This window comes from Paucibacter sp. XJ19-41 (assembly GCF_028462495.1).
Lineage (GTDB): Bacteria > Pseudomonadota > Gammaproteobacteria > Burkholderiales > Burkholderiaceae_C > Roseateles_E.
This window is the reverse complement of record NZ_JAQOWX010000023.1, coordinates 1-14,981: the sequence shown is the minus strand read 5'-3', so window position 1 is coordinate 14,981 and position 14,981 is coordinate 1. Positions and strand designations below refer to the sequence as shown.

Annotated in this window: 15 protein-coding genes; 3 read left to right on the top strand and 12 right to left on the bottom strand. The window is 68.1% G+C overall.

Going from position 1 to position 14,981, the window contains the following annotated elements:
* The first annotated feature begins 226 nt into the window (after nucleotides 1–226).
* Nucleotides 227–886, top strand: a complete 660-nt coding sequence (locus PO768_RS08360; RefSeq protein WP_272645693.1) for a response regulator transcription factor — start codon at nucleotides 227–229, stop codon at nucleotides 884–886.
* Nucleotides 883–2,253, top strand: a complete 1,371-nt coding sequence (locus tag PO768_RS08355) for a sensor histidine kinase (protein WP_272645692.1) — start codon at nucleotides 883–885, stop codon at nucleotides 2,251–2,253. The genes PO768_RS08360 and PO768_RS08355 overlap by 4 nt, the downstream gene beginning before the upstream one ends.
* 32 nt (nucleotides 2,254–2,285) lie before the next feature.
* Here PO768_RS08355 and PO768_RS08350 read toward each other — a convergent pair whose 3' ends face one another.
* The 9 genes from PO768_RS08350 to PO768_RS08310 all read right to left on the bottom strand — a co-directional run bounded on the left by PO768_RS08350 (nucleotide 2,286) and on the right by PO768_RS08310 (nucleotide 11,315).
* On the bottom strand, nucleotides 2,286–3,485 hold the full coding sequence (locus PO768_RS08350; protein WP_272645691.1) for an erythromycin esterase family protein: 1,200 nt from the start codon (nucleotides 3,483–3,485) through the stop codon (nucleotides 2,286–2,288).
* Between the two features lie 211 nt (nucleotides 3,486–3,696).
* Complete coding sequence (locus PO768_RS08345; protein ID WP_272645690.1) at nucleotides 3,697–4,923, bottom strand: serine hydrolase domain-containing protein; 1,227 nt, start codon at nucleotides 4,921–4,923, stop codon at nucleotides 3,697–3,699.
* A 103-nt stretch (nucleotides 4,924–5,026) separates the two neighbouring features.
* A complete protein-coding gene (locus PO768_RS08340; protein WP_272645689.1) occupies nucleotides 5,027–5,782 on the bottom strand; it encodes a hypothetical protein in 756 nt (251 codons plus the stop codon).
* An 87-nt stretch (nucleotides 5,783–5,869) separates the two neighbouring features.
* The gene (locus PO768_RS08335; RefSeq protein ID WP_272645688.1) at nucleotides 5,870–6,295 is read right to left on the bottom strand and encodes a YciI family protein; all 426 of its coding nucleotides are present in this window, start codon (nucleotides 6,293–6,295) and stop codon (nucleotides 5,870–5,872) included.
* A 27-nt stretch (nucleotides 6,296–6,322) separates the two neighbouring features.
* Nucleotides 6,323–6,673, bottom strand: coding sequence for a hypothetical protein (locus PO768_RS08330; RefSeq protein WP_272645687.1), 351 nt, complete (start codon nucleotides 6,671–6,673; stop codon nucleotides 6,323–6,325).
* Nucleotides 6,674–6,690: 17 nt separating this feature from the next.
* Entirely contained in the window at nucleotides 6,691–7,185 is a 495-nt protein-coding gene (locus PO768_RS08325; protein ID WP_272645686.1) for a VOC family protein, read from the bottom strand.
* Between the two features lie 57 nt (nucleotides 7,186–7,242).
* On the bottom strand, nucleotides 7,243–7,965 hold the full coding sequence (locus PO768_RS08320; RefSeq protein ID WP_272645685.1) for a hypothetical protein: 723 nt from the start codon (nucleotides 7,963–7,965) through the stop codon (nucleotides 7,243–7,245).
* Nucleotides 7,966–8,161: 196 nt separating this feature from the next.
* A complete protein-coding gene (locus PO768_RS08315; RefSeq protein WP_272645684.1) occupies nucleotides 8,162–8,854 on the bottom strand; it encodes a CPBP family intramembrane glutamic endopeptidase in 693 nt (230 codons plus the stop codon).
* Nucleotides 8,855–8,954: 100 nt separating this feature from the next.
* On the bottom strand, nucleotides 8,955–11,315 hold the full coding sequence (locus tag PO768_RS08310; RefSeq protein WP_272645683.1) for a TolB family protein: 2,361 nt from the start codon (nucleotides 11,313–11,315) through the stop codon (nucleotides 8,955–8,957).
* A 159-nt stretch (nucleotides 11,316–11,474) separates the two neighbouring features.
* Between PO768_RS08310 and PO768_RS08305 the strand changes: the two genes are divergently transcribed.
* Nucleotides 11,475–12,308 (top strand): hypothetical protein, encoded by an 834-nt coding sequence (locus tag PO768_RS08305; protein WP_272645682.1) that lies wholly within the window; start codon nucleotides 11,475–11,477, stop codon nucleotides 12,306–12,308.
* A 13-nt stretch (nucleotides 12,309–12,321) separates the two neighbouring features.
* On the opposite strand, the gene PO768_RS08300 is transcribed toward PO768_RS08305, so the two are convergent.
* The 3 genes from PO768_RS08300 to PO768_RS08290 all read right to left on the bottom strand — a co-directional run.
* Entirely contained in the window at nucleotides 12,322–13,065 is a 744-nt protein-coding gene (locus PO768_RS08300) for a hypothetical protein (RefSeq protein WP_272645681.1), read from the bottom strand.
* 156 nt (nucleotides 13,066–13,221) lie between these two features.
* On the bottom strand, nucleotides 13,222–14,475 hold the full coding sequence (gene icd, locus PO768_RS08295) for an NADP-dependent isocitrate dehydrogenase (RefSeq protein ID WP_272645680.1): 1,254 nt from the start codon (nucleotides 14,473–14,475) through the stop codon (nucleotides 13,222–13,224).
* 112 nt (nucleotides 14,476–14,587) lie between these two features.
* Nucleotides 14,588–14,981, bottom strand: a 394-nt coding sequence (locus PO768_RS08290) for an urease accessory protein UreH domain-containing protein (RefSeq protein WP_272645679.1), incomplete at its 5' end; no start/stop codon positions are given.

Genomic DNA, 14,981 nt, shown 5'->3' with positions numbered 1-14,981 from the left:
CGGGACCTGTCATGCCGGTTGCGCATGTCCAGCCGACGCCAAGCAGAATCCAAGCCCGGCCTGGCAATGTTGCCCCTCTTGATGCCCGTTAAGAACGCGCCATGTTTCGCTTCGTATCGGAGCACTTGGGGCGCCTCGAAGCTCTAAGCTTCACCGAAGCGCGGTCGTGCGCGCCTGGGCCTGTCTTCCGTTCTAGGGCTGACTTTCACTCGACCCTCGCCGTCTCATGCACATCTTGTTGGTCGAAGACGATCTGCAACTCGGCAGCGCACTGTCCAGCGCACTCGCCGGAGCCGGTTTTCGGCCCACCTGGCTGCGCCGTCTGGCCGAAGCGCATGCGCTGCTGGCTGATGGCGGTGTCGACGGACTGCTGCTGGACCTGGGCCTCCCCGACGGTGACGGCATGAGCCTGCTGAGCGCGCTGCGCGATGCCGACAAACGTCTGCCGGTGCTCCTGATCACCGCCCGCGATCAGCTGGATGACCGGCTGCTGGGCTTGCAATGCGGCGCCGACGACTATCTGGTCAAACCCTTCGCGGTGCCCGAAATGCTCGCGCGCCTGCACGCTGTGCTGCGTCGCGCCAGCGGACAGGCCGCCGCCTGCTGGCGGGTCGGCGCGCTGCAGATCGACGTTGAGCAGCACCGTGTCGAGACTCGGGGGCGAGTCATCGGGCTGACGGCACGCGAGTATCAGTTGCTGCTCGAACTGGCCCGCCAGGCCGGCCGCGTGGTGCCCAAGAGGCGCTTGATTGAACGCGTCTGGGGCGGTCCTGGCGAAGTCACAGATACGACACTGGAATACTTCGTTCACCAGTTGCGCCGCAAGCTGCCACCAGCGGCCATCCATACGGTGAGGGGTGTCGGCTATTTTCTGGCCGTGCAATGAACTCGCCATGGCGCCGTTCGCTCTTCAAACGCCTGTTGTGCGTTCAGCTAGGCCTGATCTTTCTGGTACAGATTGGCGCGATCAGCTACGAGTTGAGCCGTCTGCGCAGCGGCGCGTCCTTCGAACGCGATCTGCGCCTGCTCGCCGAGGCCTTGGGTGAACTGGTCGACGCCAGCGGTGGTACCGAACCGACGATTGCGCGCCGTCTGGCCGAACGGCTGCAGCAGATCAGCGCCCGCTATGACGAACTGCTACCAGGGGAGCTCGGCTGGCTAATTCAGACGCACGACGGTCTGGTGTTGGCGCGTTCGGAGCACGCTCCGACCCTGCCGGTGATCAAGGGTGATGCCGACACGCAGTGGCAGGGCGACTGGCTGCTCGCCACACATCGCAGCACCTGCTGCATCGCGCTGGCCGCCTACCACCGCTCGCTGCTGCAGCGCACAATGCCACAGACCATCGGTGTCACCCTGGCGCCGCTGCTGCTGGCACTGCTGTTGCTCGCCTTGGTTACCTGGCTGGCAACCCGCTTCGGGCTGCAGCCGTTGCGCGCGCTGGCACAGCGCGTCGGCGCAGCACCGGAGCTGGAGGCTCTGCCGCCCGAGGTCCATGCCGAGTTGGTCCCGCTTGTGCAAGCCTTGAATCAGCGTACCGAGCGCATCGTCGCCTTGCTGGCAGCCGAGCGTGCCTTCTTCGCCGATGCCGCGCATGAGCTGCGCACGCCGTTGGCCGCATTGCTGGCCCAGGCCCATTTGCTGATCACCGCCCTCGACGATACGTCGAGGAAGGCCGCACTGCAGGCCCTGCAGACCGGCATCGAACGTGCGGGCAATACCCTGGGCCATTTGCTCACCCTGGCTCGTGTCGATGCCAGCGCTGCGGCCGGAGCGAGTCTGGTGCCCACCGATCTGGTGGCGCTCGGCATGGAGGCCGTCGCCCAGCAGGCGCCGCGTGCAGTGACCTGCGGAGGGCGGCTGGAGTGGCATTGCCCGCTGCACAAGCTTTGCCTGCGTCTTGATGCCAACGCCATGCGCACGCTGCTAAACAATCTGATCGACAACTCCTTGCGCCATGCCGGGCCGGGCTGCACCGTGGTGGTCTCGCTGCAGCTTGGCGACGACGGCGGCGCCGCACTCAGCGTGATCGACGATGGCGTGGGAATTGCCACCCACGAGCGCAAGCGCGTGTTCGAGCGCTTTGCCCGCGGCAGCGACGCGCTGGCCACGGGGAGCGGCCTGGGCCTGGCAATCGTGCGCCGCATTGCCGAACTGCACGGCGGCCGCGTCGATTGCACGCCAGGCCCAGGCGGGCGAGGTGTGGAGTTCCGGCTCCTGCTACCAGCGGCATTGCTTGCCGCCGCCGACTAGAGACGACTCGACGCCGGCCGGCGCAAGCGGCCTCAGCGCTGCATGAGCACCGGAGCCATGGTCCTGATGAAGAACACGCCATCCCATTGCGAACCGAGGCCCGTGCCCGTGCCCAAGGGAAGGTCATAGCCGAACTGCGTGCTGCGCGCCGGCAGACCATGTTTGAGTCGTTGCGGCGCGTTCAGAAAGGCGAGCTCGCCGGGCTGCTCGGCCATCACCTGCTCCAGGCTGCCGGGATGGGCCGGCGCGATCTTGTGCACTTCGCCGCTGGCGAACTCCAGGTAGCTGCCCTGCAGCGCGGTGAGGTTCAGCACGTAGTAGTCGCGCCCCAGGCGCTGGCCGAGGATGTCGCCGGCAAAGCGCTGCCTGTCGTCCAGCTTGACACCGCGGGCCAGATGGATGATGTGGGCCCAGAGCACCAGCTTGCGGCCGGGATAGACCCGCTGCAGCAGCCAGAGCACGTTGTCGGCCATGGCCTGGTCGCGCTGGTAGTCGTTCCGCCAGAAGCCGGCCGCCTGCGCCTGCAGGCCGCTCAGGCTGCGGCACAGCAACTCGTCGCCCCCGGGCCCGCAGGTCTTTTGCTGCAGCCGGACGGCCATGGCCTCGAAGCGCTTCATCTCGGTGGCCGGCGGTGGGCTCCTGTCCATCTGCATCAGGCGCTGCGCGTGGCGCTCGAACACCGGCCAATCGCCGTCGTTCAGCAGCCGACGCAGGCGCGGTAGCAGCTCGCGCTGGCTGAGCAGGCCGCTGAGCTGGCTGTCCATGCCGGCCAGCGCCAACGGGCGTGATCCGGCCTGCCGTGAATCCACATAGCGCAGCAGATCGCGACCGGCGTCGCTGTTGGCGTACATGTAGAAGACATTGCCCTGCGCCAGTTCATCCAGCTTGCCGCCATGCTGCAGCTGCTGCTGCAGCAGGGCCATGTCAAAGACGCCGCTTTCCAGCACCAACACATCAAAGCCCTTGCGCTCGTGCAGATAGCGAAGCAGACGGGTCCTGAGCTCGAACTCCTGCCGGCCGCCATGGGTCTGCTCGGCCAGCGCGACGACGCGGGCCTCGCCAACCGCGTCACCGAAGGCCTGCAGCTGCGCGTCGCTGAGTTCTGCTGGCGACGCCGCCGGCATGGCGCGCATGTGCGCCCGCACCCAGGCGCTGGCCTCGGCGCCTGCCGCCTTGACCTCGTCCAGCGCCAGCAGCAGCGCGACCGCGACCAGCCCATGCCATAAGTTCATCGTCAAGCTCCATCTTTCCGGCATGCTGCGGCCATTGGCTTTGGATGCGCTTGGCGGACCGCGCGGCTCAGACTGCGTCCAGCCGGAACGGCAGCTGGGCAAGGCTGCGGCAGCCATCACCTGCCCGCTTTGGCAATAGGTCCGTCAGCCCCGGTCGGTACATGCTAGCCGCTCGTTCGCGTACGCCTGAAATCCAGGGACGGCATGCGACTCAACCCGCCAGCAGTCGCACCACCCCGGCGCGCACTGCCTGGAAGTTGTCGTAGAGCGGTCCGTCCGCAGGGGCGTCGCCGGTGGTCGTGGCCAGAAAGAAGGTCTGTTGGGAGTCGGGCAGATGCGCCAGATAGCTCCAGGCCACACCGGAACCGGGGTGGCCGACGGCGCGCTGGCCCAGATCGTGGTCCAGGCGCATCAGACCCAGTCCATAGAACTCCGGGATGGAGGCCATGCCGGCCTGCAGCGGCTGCCAGCGCTGCATGGCGATGCGCGACTCCGCCGACAGCAGACCCGGCCGCAGCACGCCCTGCAGCAGGCGCACGAAAGCCGGCGCCGGTGCCTCCAGCCCACCGCTGCCCAGTTCGTTGCGCATGATCTTGTGGGTCAGGGCGCTTGCATCCACCGGCTTGCCATCCTTCGAGATCAGGCTGTTGGTGGAGTAGTAGCGTGCCTGCGGATAGGCCTCGCCGCTGCGCTCGCGTCCGTAGCGACATTCACTCAGGCCCAGCGGCAGCAGCACCTCAGCGCGGACGAAGCGCTCATGCAGATCGCCGGTGACGGCTTCGATGAGCAGCGCCAGCAAGGCGTAGTGGGTGTTGGAGTAGTACGCCGATTGCCCTTGTGGCCCCAGCAAGGGCGCCCCTTGAACCAGTTGCACTTGCGCTTGCAGCGGCAGTTCGGCGTCGCTGCCAAGCAGCCAGGCGTCGTAGGCCTCGGTATCGCTGAAGTTGGGGATGGCAGCGCTGTGATCCAGCAGCGCCCGCACCGGCGTCGCACCGCCGCCGGGACGGCCGTCGAGCAGCGCAGGAGCCAGGTACAGAGCGATCGGTGCGTCCAATGCCACGCGGCCTTGATCGACCAGTCTGAGAACGGCGCTGGCGGTCAGCAGCTTGGTGATGCTGTAGCCCTGCACGAAATGGCCCGCGCTCAGTGCCTCGCCGCGAGCGCGATCCGCAAGGCCGCTGGCCTCTACCCATTCGCCGCCGGGGCCGGCAACGGCCAGCACGAACGCCAGGTCATGGCGGTGGCTGACCGATTGCAGCAGTTCGCGGACCGCTGCGCGCGCCGCAGGCAAGGCCGGCGGGCTTGGCGTCGCGGCATTCACCGTGACATCGCCGTCGCAGCCTGCAAGCGGCAACAGGGGGGTGATGGCCAGCGCTTGCATCCAGCGGCGACGGCCGCTTGAGTGCAAGGGTGGCTGGGGTGGCGTGACGGACTTCATGACGCTGATGCAGATGGGGAGTTGGAGTGCCCGCATGCTCGCCATTGCGACTTGGCAACAGCTTGGCGTCGGCCAGCCAAGCGCACGCCGCGACGCGGCCTCGCTAGCAGCCCTGGGCCGGCGGCGACCAGAGGCTGTCCGGCAATGGCTTGTCCAAGGCGCCGATGCGCAGGTAGTTGAAGCGCAGACTGCCATCCAGCAGCGTGCCCCAGGCCGGCAAACGCAGTCCGCCAAAGTCACGAACGGGCCCGTAAAGCCAGGTCTCGAAGACCTCGTCGGGCTGCTGGCTGCGCATGCGCTGCCAACGCAGTGGCCCGCCACCGGCATCCAGGTCGAAACGCGCGATGCGTCGCCCGTCGTCAAACACCTCGAAGGACAGCGGGCCGATGGCGCGGTAGCTCAGCGCCGGATCGCGCTTGGCCATCAGCGCATAAAGCACATAGACATTGCTGCGCCAGGAGCGGCGCGCCAGCTGCTCGGCGCTCTTGGGCGCCTCCAGCTCCAGCCGACCAGCACGACAGCGCCAGTTGCGCTCCGCCTGCACCAGAACATCGGTACGAGACTCGTCATCTTCGCGCTCGATGCGCAAGCGCCCCTGGAGCAGGTCGCGCAGAAAGCGCACGCGCCTCGGCGCCACCTCCTCGCTGGCCTGGGCCATCTCGACAATCTCCAAACCTGGCGTCGCCGCCCAGGCGTCGGCGCCGCCGATGGCGTTCAGCAGGCGCTCGGCGAGCACCGCGCCGGCGGCATCCTGCGCCGTCGCGGTCGGGCCGCCGAGCGTCAATGCCGCAATCACTGGCGTCGCCGACACCACGGCGGCAGATCGGTTCGACAGCGGACGGGTCTCTTCGATAGGCATGCTCACACCTCCATGACCTGGTGCTCGTTCAAGCGCCGCCCGGCGTCAAAGGCATGGTTCCCGTTTGACCCTGTGCGCGGCGTCGACTCATACTCGCCCGCCGGTCGGCGCAAGTTCGCGAATCCGCAGCACCCACCAACGCCAAACGCTGGCCCGGAGCAGCCCTGCCTGTATTGCCGGATCGGCAGCCAACCAGGCTTGCGCGCCGGCGTCGTCCGGGGCTTCGAAGACGATCAACTCGGTGCTCGCTCGCCCTTGGATCAGCGGACCCGCGGCAATCAAGCAGCAGCCGAGCGCCTGCACATGGCGACGATGCGCCTGCAGCCGATGGCCGCCGAGGCGCAAGCCGTGCCGGCCTGGGGCGGGCATCAGCCAGGCCAGGTAGATCGGAGGCTCGCCGGCGCGGGTCAGCGACGGCGGCGCCCGGCCCTTTGATGCGGCATGCGTGTGGCAGCGCACACCCTCGGTTCGGTCGGCGCGAGGCCTCAGCGGAAGCGCGCGAATCATGCTCACGTCCCAGCGACCTAGTGTGCCGCTCAGCTAACCGCCGCGCAATGCGGGGTCGGCGTTCAGCCAGCTCTGCGCATCGGCATCGTCGGGGGCTTGATACACGAGCAATGCATACAGCGACTTCCCGCGCAGGACTGCCAGCGGTCCGGCAGCGATCAGCCGTGGGCCGAGCGCCTCATGGTGCTCAACATGCCCGGCCAGGCCAGGCTGATCGGCCATCGCGACATCGCCCTGCCAGCCAGCGGCGCGGCAGTAAATCGCCGAATAAATCCTCATCGGCCCGGCAGCGGCATACACGCTGCCAGCCAACGCGGCAAGGCAGGCCAGCAGCAGCTCCCGACGACTCGACGGGGCCGCAGAGATTGCGTCGCTTGCTTTCACGGCTGGCGAGCGCAGCGCTAGTTCCCAAAGACCTGCACCAGATTCCCCTCTGCATCATGCAGGCCGAATACGCGGTACGGCCCTCCCGGTGGTCGAGTCAGCTCAAAGGCAAATTTCTCGCCCTTGGCCTTCAAGGCCTTGAAGGCCGCCTCCACATCGGGCACCACGACACCGGACTTGAAGAAGCCATGAAGCTGGACCGCGTCGCTCACGGACGGCGCCAGCAGGGCACGCGGACGGGAGCCTGGCACTTGCAGGAGCTCGATCAGCGCCGAATCGCTGCGCAGCAGGGCGTACTTGATGCCACGGCCCGGGAGTTCGCCACGGGAGTAGACCGCCAGACCGAAGGTGCTCGTGTACCAGGCGAGCTGCCTGTCTAGGTCGGCCACCGATACCGCAATGAACGGGGTGGCCCCCTGCAACTGCGACGCTGGGAGCCGGGCCCCGTCCGCCGCCATGGCGGCCGGAGTGATCAGCGAGAAGGGCAGCAGCAGGAAGGGCAGTTTGGACATCCTGGGTACTCCTATGGTCGGCGTGGCTGGCATGCCAGGCTTCTTGCCGGCCGCCCTTCAAGTGCTGGGCGGACGTTCGAACGGCGTCGGCATCGCGCCGGTGTGGAGCGAGGCGTCGACGTATTCAAAGCGCCAGCGGCCGTCGACGTAACTGCCCCAGCGTGGCAGGCGCAAGCCATTGGCGAAATCGGCTGGGCGGCCGTAGACATACTCGACACCGTCGTTGCCGTAGCGGGTGGACCACTTGACGACACTGCCGTCACCGTCCACCTCGAACCAGCCCAGGCCGCGCCCGCTGGCATCGTCGATCAGCGAAAGCCGGAAGTCGCCCGTCTTGCTCAGGCGCAGCCCGCCGTCTTCGCGCGCCAGGCGGTGGTACATGGTGTAGATCTCCTGATGCCACCAGCCGATCTGCTCCTGCAGGCTCTCCCGGCTCTGCTCGGTCAGCACACCCTCGCGCCAGGTCCACGCCTCGGTCGGCGTCATCTTCATCAGCCGCAGGACCCGCCCGTCGGCCGCGCTGCTGCGGCCCCACCAGGCCGGTTGATCGAGGCGCCGCCAGTACTCCCAGACCACGACCGCCGGGGCGCCGCGCGCATGCGCCTGCTCCCGCACATACATCCAGCGCGCCTGCGCCCAGCGATCCGCACCGCCCAGATGCCCCAGCATGCGGCGCGCCATCGCCACTGCCGCCGGATCAGAGGCGGGCGCAAACGCCCCCACCGAGCCGGGCAGCATCAGTGCGGCCACGATCAGGCCGATCCAGGAATACGCTTTCATTGCCAACCTCACCAACAAGTTCCGGCGCGGATTCGCCGTAGTCGCCAAGCCAGGGATCCCCTGCCGGGGCCGTACTTCGCTCGGGCCGGCCCGAGCCTCAACCTGGCTGGCAAATCCCGCCCGCCGGTCTTCAAGTCTTGGGCGGCAAGTGTGTAGGCCCTGGCTTGGGGTTCGCTTGGCCGGCGTCTTGCGCATTTCAGGCGCCGCCCACCGACCACACACCCAGCACAGCCGCCGTGCCATGCGCCAGCATGTTCAACAGCAGGTCCCGCCGCCATGCATAGAGTGCCGTCAGTGCGGCGCCGGTAATCATGAAATAGGGCAGCATGCCCACACCCCAGGTCACGACATGGGCTGCGGCGAAGCCAGGGATGACGACAAGGGCGGCAACCCCCATGCGACCGGTCAGTCCTGCCAGCCGCTCCTGCGCGTAGCCGCGGTAGCAGATTTCCTCGACGATGCCGGCGCTCAAGGCTGCGGCGACCAGCAGCGGCCGGGGCCAGTCGCGCAGCAGCGCCAAGCCGGGTTCCATGGCGGCCGGCACCACCCAGGCGGCCGCCACCGGCGCCAGCACGAACTGCAGCAACAGGCCCGCCGCAATGCCCAGCACGACGCTCCACCACCCTGGCGGCCTGCAACCCCATGCCACGCCGTAACGGCCTGCCAAGCGCCGCGCCAGGCCGATCAGCCCGGTCGCTAGCAGCCAGAGCAGGAGCAAGCCCAGCAATGCGGCGCCAAGGCCGCCCAGCAAGGGCAGCAGCAACTGGCTGCACGCGGCCACACCGGCGGGACCGGCGAGTGCCAACAGCAGCCCGGCCGCTTCGATGCGCCGGCGCCGGCCACCCATGCCCCGCCAGCGCCCTCCACCGTGCATGGAGCCTCTGCTCATCGGATGTCCCAGCCCGCGCTGGATTCAGGAACTTCGGCTTGTGTGAAAGGGCTTCCCGTCCTGCATCGGGCACTGCTGGCACCGGTGACGAACACATGAGTCAAGGCGCCAGCCCTTTGGCGATGACCTCGACCTCGGCAAGGCCGGCAACGCGCATGCCGTAGAAGGTCCCGCCGGTCTCATGCAAGCGGATGCGCACTGCGCGGGCTCTCTGCTTGGCGAAGGGCACCGGCGTGCCATCGACGGCAAGGCGGCCGACGGTGTTGTGCGCGACGACCTGCTGGCATGCGCTGTCGGCGCACAGCTCGACGGTGGCACGCTGCACCTGCAGGGTCGATCCGGCCTGGTCGCCGGGGCGCGGGTTGTAGAGCCTGACTTCCTTGACGCTGATCGGCACCAGGAAGCTCAGCCGGACCCATTGCTCGTCGGCCTGACCGTTGGCGCTGATCCAGTAGCGCCAGATCTCGCCCATCTGCACCATGCGATCGACCAGGCCACCAAGGCGGCTGACATCATGGCTGCTGGAGGCGCTGAGCATGGCGCCGGGCGCCAGATTGCTGTACTCGATGGCCTCCAGGCTGCTCGGCACCGGGATCTGCGTATGCCCGGTATGGCAACCCACGCAGCTGGCAACGCTGCGCGGCGCACCGAAGTTCATGCCGGTGACATGGGCCGCGCCGTTGGGCAGGGGGCCGCCCGTCAGCGGTACCTTGCCCCCCGGGCCGCGCAGTTGCTCGAACAACGGTACATTGGCCGGCGAGCGCCTGTCGGGCACCCGCCCGGCCGGCGACACCGGGGCCTCGTCGATCAGCACAGGCCAGTCAAGATGCGGGAAGGAACCCGTGCTCTGCCGCTGCTGGTCGATGAAGAAGCGCAGCGTGCTGGCAGATCCCACCGCCGGTGCGCTGACGATCTCGGTGTCCACCGGCGCGTTGAAGAACACATTGAGCGCGCGGAAGACGAAGCTGCCATCGCCGTCAAAGGGCCCCTGGGCGGGCGGCGGCAACGCCGCTGCGGTCGCCGCGGCCGCCGGCAGCACGGGCGGCAGCGCGCGCGCCTGCAACGGCTTGGCACGCAGCTCGCTGCGTCCGGGCAGGTCCAGCAGCGGCTGCGGCTCGCGGCCGTCGGCCCCGAGCAAATAGAGTCCGTAGTCCTGCTGGATGTCGCCAGCCATCGACAGCAGCAGGCGACCATCGGCCAGGGCCACGGCGTCGGAGGCGTAGTACTGGCCGGGCTCCAGGCGATAGATGCCGAACGCGTTGGGCGCGACGAAGCGACTCTGGTCACCGGTGATCTCGTTGGGCCCCATCAACGCCTGCGGCCGCTGCGCACCGCGCGTCATGCGCCGCACGCCACCGAAGCCGCCGGCCTCGGTCATATTGACCATCGGGTAAAAATTGGCCAGCAACCGGCCCTGGGCATCAAAGCTGCCGCCATACATGAAGTAGCCGGCGTCCTCGCGCGAGAAACCGCTCCACATGCGCAGCCCGCTGCCATCAGGCCGGATCGCGGCGGCATGCCAGGCGTTGCGAAACAGTGCCTCCGCATCCGGGTCGCGGCTGTCGCGATCAGCGGTGAGGCCGTCCTTCTGCCGGTAGCCCTCGCCATCGCGGATCGTGCTCATGCTGTTCACCGCGAAGCGGTGATTGCGCCACCAGCGCGCGAACACGATGTCGCCGGTCAGCGGATCGACCAGCGGACGATCGGCACCATTGCGCTCGGCGCTGATGCGGCGCAGCCGGCTGCCATCGTCGGCGACGGTATAGAGATTGCTCGTGCGCACCCCGCTGTAATGCGCAAACGAGGGCCAGCGTGTCGAGCTGAAGACGATCTCGCCGTTGGGCAGCCAAGCCGGGTCCCCATCATCGAAGCTCGTCAGGCTCTGCGGCAGGCCGGCGGCGCGCAGCTGCGTGCCGCGCTCGGGCTCGTCCTGGGTGAGCTGGCGCAGGCCGCTGCCGTCGGCATGGATCAGGTAGAGGCGCCAGCAGCCGGCATAGCCTTCGGGGCCCTGGCGCCGCTGCCGGCAGGCGGCCTTCAGTCCGGCAAACACGATGCGCTGGCCGTCATAGGAGACATCGGGCGCATTGACATCGACCAGGCCGGCGGCATTGCCGGCCGGATCGTTGCCGTCGACCAGCACACGCAGCCGCCCATCGCTCTCGCGCACGATCAGCTGGCCCGGCGCCGCACTGTCAAAGCGGCTGTGCGGCCCGACGCCAGGCATGTCCTTGGCGGGGGCGTAGTAGATGCTGCCGCCATTGCCGATCGCACGCGAGACGAAGACCAGGGCCGGCACCGTCGGTGGTCCACCCGGCTGGCCGCTCGAACGCAGGGCAGCGGCCCGGCGCTGCGGCGCGGGCTCCACGGGCTCGCCGGCGCCACCGCAACCGGCCAGCGCCGCCACGGCGCAGTACAGGATCCAGACGCGGGTCTTGCCCGCCGCGCCCAATTGCATCGTCATCATCGGCTCCTTTGCGCCCGGCCTTACGCAGGCAGCGTGCAGGCGGGACTCTGCCGCGGCGTGGCTTTGAAAGCGCTTGGGCATGCCCACGTGGCTTCAAGCGCGATCCAAGCTGGTCCCGCCAAGCTGGGGGCTCCCTCCACATGGCCCGACACCAGCATGAACCCGACCTTGCATCAAGCACCCGCCCTGGACCGTCGCCGGGCGCTGCTGGCCATCTGCGGCAGCCTGGCTGCGGCACGCGTGCCGGCCGAGCAACCGGCACCGGCAATCTTGGGCTGGCATTTCCTCGCGCGCCTGGATGTCGGCAGCCAAGATGCCATGGGCCAGCGGCAAGAGCCCAGCATCCTGACCCGCACCCAGGCGCTGGGCCCGCGCGCCCGCGCCGAAGTGCTGCAAGGGGATGATGACTGGCGCCCGGGCGACTTCGCGCTGACCGAGGACGGCGGACGCAGCCTGCTGGTCTACGACCTGGCGTCGCGCCGCGTCGAGCGGCTCACGCCCGACACGCTGGAGCATGGGGCGGATGCCGCTGCCGGCCTGATGAAGTTCAAGCTGCGCGATCTCGACATCGGGGTCCGGCGCATCGGCCCCGGTGGCCGGGTCGCGGGCATGGCCACCACACACTGGCGCATCGAGCGTCGCCTGCGCGCACAAGCCAGCCTGCTGTTCTTCAAGGAGTCCCTCAGCCTCAGCGACAAGCTGGACTTCTGGTTCGCCGACGAGTTTGCGGACACCGCCAACCCGCTGGCCGCGCTGACCCTGTCGCTGGCCAGCGTGATGCTGAGGCTGACCCCGCAGTCGCGCGCCAAGCACCGGGCCGCACTCGACGAACTGCCCGGCCTGAACCCGGTGCGACTGCACTGCGAGCTCAGCACCGAGGACAGCGATGGCCGCTCGACCAACACCCTGGCGGTGGAGGTCACCGAGCCCAAGCGCACCGCCATCGACGCCGGCATGTTCGCCGCGCCGACGGGATTCGCATCGGCCTGAGCGTCGGCCCCGATCAGACCCCCGCAGCGGCGCCCCGCGTCGCCGCGTCGCCGTCGCTCAGCGCCGGGGTTGCACGGGCCGCAAGGCGCCACAGCCAGAGCGCCACCGCCAGCCTGGCGGCAGGCTGCCAAACCAGATAGGCCCAGTCAAACATCCCGGCCGGCAAGGGGTAGCCAAACTCACCGGACAGAAGACCCAGCGTCAGCAAGGCGGCGCCGCCAAACGCCAGGCCGAACCAATGCTGCACGGCGCCCCCCCGCGCCAAGCCAAGTGCCATGGCCGTGTTCCCCAGCATGAAGCCATAGAGCAGGAACAGGTACAGGGCATCCCAGACAAGGCGATAGCTGGGCCACAGCTGCGTCCAGGTGTCGCGCCCGCTGGCATCTGGCGCCGACCAGGCATTGGCCAGCCCGATGTTGGCCACCCAGGACAGGCATTGCTGCAGAAACTCGGCCGAGGCCCAGGCGGCAAACCCCAGCAGCGCCAATCCTGCGAGTTGCGGCGCTTGCCGCCGGACCTGCTGAGCGACGGCCAGCGCGGCGGCCAGGCACAGCAGCGGGTGCACCAGATAGATCAGCAGGTAGGCGCGGTACAGCGGGCTGGCGGCCCGCGCGGCGCGGTCGGCCATGGTCTCGACCGCCGGGAACTGCTCCGGTAGCAGGATCAGGGCCAGGGTGCTCAGCGCCGAAGCCGCGCCGGCCAGCGCGCACAGGCGCAGCGTCTTGGCACTGAATGTGTCTGTAGCAATGGTATCCATGGGTTCGGCTCTCGATGGGTTGCGACGCCGAACATCATGGATACATCAACTTGGGGTTGGCTTGGCCAGCCCGCGTTGGCCGGGGAAGGGGCGCGCGGTCAAGCGCCGCTTGCCCCTCCAAGAGGGCGGGATTCGGTAAAACGCCCTGGAACCTGCTTACATCTGGTCGATCATGACTTGGCCGAAGCCGGAGCAGGAGACCTGGGTCGCGCCGTCCATCAGTCGGGCGAAGTCATAGGTGACCTTTTTGCTGGCGATGGCCTTTTCCAGCGCGCTGATGATCAGGTCGGCGGCGGCCGTCCAGCCCATATGGCGCAGCATCATCTCGGCCGACAGGATTTCGCTGCCCGGGTTCACATAGTCCTTGCCTGCATATTTCGGCGCGGTGCCATGGGTGGCTTCGAAGCAGGCCACCGAGTCCGACATATTGGCGCCGGGCGCGATGCCGATGCCACCGACCTGGGCGGCCAGCGCGTCGGAGATGTAGTCGCCGTTGAGGTTCAGCGTTGCGACCACCGAGTACTCGGCCGGGCGCAGCAGGATCTGCTGCAGGAAGGCGTCGGCGATCGAATCCTTGATCGTGATGTCCTTGCCGCTCTTCGGGCTCTTGAACTTGCACCAGGGGCCGCCGTCGATCAACTCGGCGCCGAATTCCTTTTGCGCCAGGCTGTAGGCCCAGTCACGGAAGCCACCCTCGGTGTACTTCATGATATTGCCCTTGTGCACGATGGTGACGCTGGGCTTGTCGTTGTCGATCGCGTACTGGATGGCCTTGCGCACCAGGCGCTCGGTGCCCTCGCGGGAGACCGGCTTGATGCCGATGCCCGAGGTATTGGGGAAACGGATCTTCTTGACCCCCATCTCCTCCTGCAGGAACTTGATCAGCTTCTTGGCCTTGTCGCTCTCGGCCTCGTATTCGATACCGGCGTAGATGTCTTCCGAGTTCTCACGGAAGATCACCATATGGGTCTTCTCGGGCTCCTTCAGCGGCGAGGGCACACCCTTGAAATACTGCACCGGGCGCAGGCAGACATACAGGTCCAGCTCCTGGCGCAGTGCGACGTTCAGCGACCGGATGCCGCCGCCAACCGGCGTGGTCAGCGGCCCCTTGATCGAGACCACATACTCGCGCAGCACCTCCAGCGTCTCGGCCGGCAGCCAGACGTCGGGGCCGTAGACCTGGGTGGCCTTCTCGCCGGCATAGATCTCCATCCAGTGGATCTTCTTCTGGCCGGCATAGGCCTTGGCCACCGCCGCATCGACCACCTTGATCATCACCGGCGTGATGTCAAAACCGGTGCCATCGCCCTCGATGAAGGGAATGATGGGCTGATCGGGCACATTCAGGGAGAAGTCGGCGTTGACGGTGATCTTCTGCCCGCCCTCGGGCACCTTGATGTGTTGATACATGTGTGGTCTGCTCCGCGCAAAGCGCAAGGGGTCTAAAGGGTGTAAGGACTGAGGCGCCGATTCTATGCCGGCAAGCCCGGCGACGGGCTCAAGTCTTATATAAGTGTTGGACTCAGAAAGCGCGACCGCACCAGTCGGCGATCTGCACCCAGACCCCATGGCCAAGCGCGAAAACCGAGGCCGCCGCCAGACCCAGCCCGGCCAGCCGGATCGCCCAGACCAGGCCGCCCTCCCCGACACCAAACAGGCGGCGCAGCAGCGCCGGCCCGAGCACCAGGCCCAGGCCGGAGCCGGCGGCGAAGGCCGTCATCACCAGCGCGCCCTGAGCCGGCCCCGAGGCCAGCGCCGCCACCACCAGGGCCGACTGGAGCAGGCCGCAGGGCCAGGCCAGCCAGGCCAGGCCGCCCAGCAGCGCGCGGGTGGGCCGGGCCCCTCCCAACACCGCCTGGCCGGGCCGCAGCCCCGCCAGCGAGACGCTGGCCTCGCGCGAGACCCGCTGGCCGAGA